Source organism: Siminovitchia terrae (genome assembly GCF_003605405.2).
GTDB classification, from domain to species: domain Bacteria; phylum Bacillota; class Bacilli; order Bacillales; family Bacillaceae_C; genus Siminovitchia; species Siminovitchia terrae.
The window spans coordinates 1-5,855 of the sequence record NZ_QYTW02000054.1; the positions used below are offsets into that span (position 1 = coordinate 1).

At 38.7% G+C, this 5,855-nt stretch carries 5 protein-coding genes; 4 read left to right on the forward strand and 1 reads right to left on the reverse strand.

The genetic code is table 11. The features are described from left to right. Positions 1 to 131 precede the first annotated feature (131 nt). Entirely contained in the window at positions 132 to 791 is a 660-nt protein-coding gene (locus tag D5F11_RS25520) for a class A sortase (RefSeq protein WP_120119587.1), read from the reverse strand. Positions 792 to 1,845: 1,054 nt separating this feature from the next. On the opposite strand from D5F11_RS25520, the gene D5F11_RS25525 reads away from it, so the two are divergent. From D5F11_RS25525 to D5F11_RS25540, 4 genes are all read left to right on the forward strand, one after another. Next, positions 1,846 to 2,313: a DUF805 domain-containing protein gene (locus tag D5F11_RS25525; RefSeq protein ID WP_185830917.1), complete on the forward strand. Its 468-nt coding sequence runs from the start codon at positions 1,846 to 1,848 to the stop codon at positions 2,311 to 2,313. A 1,203-nt stretch (positions 2,314 to 3,516) separates the two neighbouring features. After that, positions 3,517 to 5,145, forward strand: a complete 1,629-nt coding sequence (locus D5F11_RS28310; protein WP_425470923.1) for a MucBP domain-containing protein — start codon at positions 3,517 to 3,519, stop codon at positions 5,143 to 5,145. Then, positions 5,145 to 5,399, forward strand: coding sequence for an LPXTG cell wall anchor domain-containing protein (locus tag D5F11_RS25535; protein WP_185830918.1), 255 nt, complete (start codon positions 5,145 to 5,147; stop codon positions 5,397 to 5,399). The genes D5F11_RS28310 and D5F11_RS25535 overlap by 1 nt, the downstream gene beginning before the upstream one ends. Next, positions 5,392 to 5,855: hypothetical protein (locus tag D5F11_RS25540; protein WP_185830919.1), on the forward strand; the 464-nt coding region annotated here is incomplete at its 3' end. The genes D5F11_RS25535 and D5F11_RS25540, both read left to right, overlap by 8 nt.

Genomic DNA, 5,855 nt, shown 5'->3' on the forward strand with positions numbered 1-5,855 from the left:
GAAGCAAGAGCCGTACGCTCTCTCACTTACACAGTTTAGTTTACACTCCCTGTTATATAGGCTCTTCCTCTTTTTACCTAAACAGGAAACTTTCTCCGTTTAATACACTTTTTAAGTAATTAAACATTCTCCTATTCTATATTTTTAAAATCCTCATTGAATGGAAAAGAATTAATAAGATCCCCACTTACGGCTACTCTGTTTTCTGGTTCACTTGGTATATCGCAAGTTATTAAGGTGATTTCGTCTTTTCCATTTTCCTCCATAATAGTTATTTCATTTTCGTTAATGATCTGCTTATGAACTACTTGATATTCGTAGATCTTTTTCTTATCCGTAACGTATACTTTGTCACCGTTATTTAGACGAACTACATCATGAAATAACAATCCTTTTTTCTTCATTCGATGTCCGGCCAAAACATAGTTACCCTTTCCTAACTTGTCGTATTCCTTCATTTCCCCTGCACCATGTAATAGATTTTGCTTTGTGACAGTTTTATATATGGGCAGCTTCAAGCCTGTACTTGGAATATACATAAAGGCAACTGGTTCACCCTTATAGCTCAACCCTTTTAATACATCTAGTTCACTGGGCAGCTCATTAACTTCTTCTACTGCTTCAACTTTTTTTCTATTTCCCTCTAACGCTACATTATCCATAGTATCTATTTGCTCCATCAGGCTATGTACTTTTTTATCCAGAATTGTATTTTTTAAAAAGGGACTAAATGTAAGCACTAAACCCAACATTAATACAATAATGGCTAAAAAAAATTTCAATTGCTTCAAGCTAGATCCTCCTGTTATTGAAAGGGGCTGTCCAGAAAGTCAGTGAAAACTGATTTTCTGTGGTAGCTCTTTTCTGCTTATATCGAAAGATGCATTCAAAAAAAATCGTCCAATCTAGTAAAATGAAAGTGACCAAACCTCATTCAGAAAAGGACGATTTTTATAAGTAATCCGAAGAATACTACTAATGAGTATAACACGCAACTATTTCTCCCTCTAGAGGTAAAAGAGGAGATTCCTGCTTCCAAAAGACAGTCTACTTCCATATTTAAACATATAATAACCATCAAAGCTTTGCCATCCTAGATGTAGAGGGGCCTATTCCTCATCATCATGTTACCCGCGTGGTGGATGAGGTAATTGAATCCATCTCGGATGAACAGCCTCCCTTCCACCCCAAATAGATGCTTAAAGTGCTTTTTTCTGCTAATTTGCAAAAGCTCTACTCCTCCTGGGAATCCGAACAACTAATGGGGAAAAGCCTCCGGCTATGTGGCTGGCCACCATGCTAAAGCTAGATTCCTGTACACTCAATGATTCCAGGAGTATGAAAAGCCTGATAGATGAATTGTTTGGGGCGATGACTCTCTGGCTGATGGGAAGCCAATGTCAAATTTCTCTTTTGCAGTAGATTTAGTTGTTACTTTTTTACCCTCCAACTTAAAGGAGCTAATTTTAACCCTGATTCAATTGTGATTTCAATGAGTTTTTGTACGATTTTAGCCCTGCCGAGGTATAATTCTTTATTAATATTGCATAATTTTAATTTCTATTTCTCAAGATATTTTTCACAAAAAGCTAGCTGCTAATTTATTGTATTTTCGTGAAATTAAAGTATACATATACCATAAAAAACCCCATTTTAACTAGGTTTGGAAGTCTTGTCCAAATCACACATAAAAAACTAGCTCACATTTGTGGGCTAGTTTTTTATGTGTGAAATAACGAAATGTACATAAAATGTACAGTTGAAATGCAGATAATATTGTTTTGTAAAAAAAATCTGAAAGGAAGGGGGCTTGGCTTCACCATTTATCAGGAGGACTTTTCCATTTTGTTTGCGATTGAGGTTAAAGAACTTAAGAGGAACATAGGAAAGAGCGCTCTGGTAAATAGTTTATTTAGTGGTTTACAAGAAAGATATAAATTAAAAATGGAGGGAATTTGTATTATGAAATTGTTTTGGACAAAGATGTTTGATTATCGTGGAAAGATGAATAGGAAAGATTTTTGGTTAGGTAATATTGTGAATGCCATTTTGATTTTAGTGCTTTTTTATACCGGTTCCTATTTGTTAGGTTTTGTTGGTGGTTACAGTGGCGCAGAAGAAGCCACATTTGAAGCCTTTTCGCTCCTTCTCTTTCTTTTGTTATTTGTTGTGTACTTTTTGGCTTATTTAAGTGCGGGTGTACGTCGATTAAGAGATGCTGGTTTTCATCCGACATGGATACTTGCCACATTTGTGCCTATTTTAAATATCGTGTTAATTGTATTTTTCTGTTTGCCAACGAAAGAAAAGTAAAAGAAAATATAAAAGGAAGTTATCAATAAAATGAATACATATAAACAACGTTATTTTTTAAATAGGCTTGTTTGTATTTTATCGGTACTATGGTTTAGTGGGTTTCTTTTTCCACCATCTACTTTTGCTGCAGGGGCACCGATGGTGATTGACGATCAATCGACGTTACCAAATGGGTTCGATACAGAAGTGAAAGGTACCGTTCAATCAGTTGATGATCTAAGTAATGGAAACCTAAATGTGAAGCTATTAACAAAATCTGAAACAGACCCTAGTGAGGTGGCGCCATTTCTATTAGATGGTCCCATAGAAGTGGGTCCGGATTCAACTTTTACAGTATTGAAGGGGACCCCAAGCACACAGGTGCCTACTAGATTTAAATTTCAAGTTCAAGAAAATGATGGGGTTTTTCCAGAAGTACTGATTTCGAATGTCGCCAAAACAAAAGCGGGGCAGCGTCTTGATGTGGTGGTTTCTGTAACGGGGGTACATCATACGGAAGAAAACGAGAGTTTTTTTAACATCGGTACAGGAAGCGCTGGAGCAATCTATCTTGGTATTGCGAATGTGGGCGGTGTTAATGTTTCTTATCAATTTTTAGATAGTCTAACACGCCAACCCGTCGATATTTTGATGTTTCCAACAATTAGTGATATTGATTACACACAACGCTTTGGATTGAATGCGAAACCTCTTGGATATGGTTCTAATTTAAAATATATAGGAAATGGTAAGTTTGAATCTGATGGTACGCCAACCAATGGGTTTAATGATTTCCCACTCGGCGGGGCGTTGTATCAATTCTATGGGAATAAAATAATAAGTAGCTATGATTCTACTTCTGATGGAGTGCCTGACAAAAAATCTAATGGTTTTGAAATTTTTGGTGCTTATGGAACTATTAATAATATCGAATTAGTGAAACCAGATTTTGGAGAGGTGGAAATTCCAAAAGCTAGTTGGGAGGTGGATGAATCTACCTATCAACCGGGGCAAAAGGTGCAAGCGGCATTCGTTCAACCAATTAATGCCTTAGATGTGAATATCAATCATCGTTATGCGAATTGGGATACGACTTTCACATTATCGCAAGAGATCAAAAATCCAACGGTGAACCTTGTAGATGAAAAGGGGCAAGTATTGCCTGTTGCAGTCGAAGACTTAGGGAATGGGCAATTCATCGTTTCAGTTACACAAGAAACGATGAAACAACTGGCATTTGCGGGTGAAACCTACCGGTTTGTCATCGAAGGCACCTTGGATCCAAAATTGATAGATGGTTCATCGTTTACATATCAAGCACATACGAATATTGACGAACAAGAGAATGACACGACTTATACAACAAAAGCGATTGCGCATAAAGTGAGTGTGAAAGTCAAATATCTGCGTCAGGACTCGACAGATTCTGTTTCTCCTACTAAGGTATTTGCGTTTGGGTATGGGAAAGCGTGGGAAGTAAATCCTATTGAAGCACCCGATGGGTATTATTTCGATAGTGGTTCCACGAAAGACGAACTGTCTGGTGAAAAGGCAGATTTTTTGGAGAAAACGGTTGTGTGTTATTATGCGCCTGTTGAGAAGCAGATCTATGTGAATTATCTTGATGAAAGCGGGAACAAGCTTGCCAGCAGCACCTTAACAGCGAATTATCAAGACGCTTACACTACTACGGCAAAAGACTTAGATGATGAGTATAGCTTAATGATGGATCGTCTTCCCGATAACGCTTATGGCATTGTTGGCAATACAGATATTACGGTCAATTATTATTATCGTCAAACACGCGGGTATTGGCTGGATCTTGGATATGACAGCCGAGGGATTACCCGTGTAGATTATCACGGACATATTCGCTCTAATACAATGAATTATGCCGATGGACAAATTCTAACGCTTATTAATCAAGAGAATGGAATTTTACTCTACCAGGATACTGTCGATGATGGTGCGGTGTCAGAGAAAACCCTGCAAGCGGGCGAAAGTCATACTATTTCTGTCACGAAAGACGATACTATGACGGTCGAAGTTAGTGGGAAAGGTCAGGCCCTTATCACACGCAAAACTCCAACATACACCATGACGACCCAGATTCAACAAGGGAATTTTGACAATACGACGCACATTTATGCGGGGAACCAAGTTATTGAAGAACAACAGTATAAAGCAAATGGAGTGACAGGTATCATTCTTCATCAAACCATTAAACAGTGGATTGATGGCAAATACCAAGTTGTGGCACAGAAAGTGGTGGATGAAGAAAAAGCGTTAACTACTAATACAACCAGTATAGACGCTCCTGCGACAGAATATCTGACTTTTTTAGATGGCGCCGAGGAAACGCAAGAAACTGAAGAACCGAAAGAAACAACAGCGAAGGTGACTTCAACGCCCAAAAGTTTATGGCGGGATTTGTTTTCCATCCCTATCGCTTATGCTGAAGAAGAACCGAATGTTACAGAGAATCTATCCGAAGATATAGATCAAGAAGATGTTATGGTGGAAAATGATGCGACAGATCAAGAAGATGTTATGGCGGAAAACGATGCGACCTTTTCAACAACCATCCTTGGTTCAGCGAGTCTTCCTCCGAACGAAACGGCGGTTTTTGAGGAACAGGATTCTGCGGGAGATTTAGAAGATGAAACTCATACCTATCAAGGTCTACTCAATGAATATGATGTTTCGGTATATGAAGATACAAATCTTCTTCAACAAGCTCGTATTCCAGAAGCTGATATGTTAATGGTAGAACTTCCTGCGACAGAAGAACGAGAAGAGCCTGTGANAATCTTCTTCAACAAGCTCGTATTCCAGAAGCTGATATGTTAATGGTAGAACTTCCTGCGACAGAAGAACGAGAAGAGCCTGTGACTTTAGCAGTTCAGCCACAAGCTGAAAACTTACAAACCGGACAAAAGAAAAAAGATGGGGAAGTTGTGCCGATTCAAGATGGGAAACTCCCAGCTTTAGGTGAACGGTCTTCTGTTCTTTATGTGGGAATTGGCTTGCTTTGCTTGGGCAGTGTACTGTTTTTCTTCATAAGAAGACGGAAGCAACGCCAAGGAGGAAAGCCGAATGCGTAAGCGATTACCGGTATTCCTGCATGTTCTTGTCATTATTGCTTTATGTCTGAGTCTTGTGGAGATTCCTTCTGCCGAAGCAAAATCGAAAAAGTCACGCAGTAAAAGTGCGGGAACAGTGCAGACTTATGGTTATAAGACGAAGAAAGCAAAAAGTAAGCTGTCGGCGAAAAAATCGAGTCAAAAGAGCGGAAAGAAATTTTCGAAGGCGAAGAAAGCCAAGCAGAAAGCAAAGGTGTCAAAGGCAAAACCGAAAAAGAAAGCTTCGAAGGTGAAGAAGAAGTCAAACGTAAAACCGAAAAAGAAAACCTCGCCGAAAGCGAAGAAAAAAAGCACCAAGAAAAAGAAGGCATCATCAAAGAAATCCACCAAGAGCAAGTCAAAAGGATCGGTAAAAAAGAAAAAGAGCAGTTTGAAGGCAAAAGAGAAAAAGAAATCTTCGAAGAAGAAATCAAACGC

Bases quoted from the DNA above. Each gene is read 5' to 3' on its own strand.
- D5F11_RS25535 (WP_185830918.1), top strand. From the start codon at position 5,145: ATGGTAGAACTTCCTGCGACAGAAGAACGAGAAGAGCCTGTGACTTTA.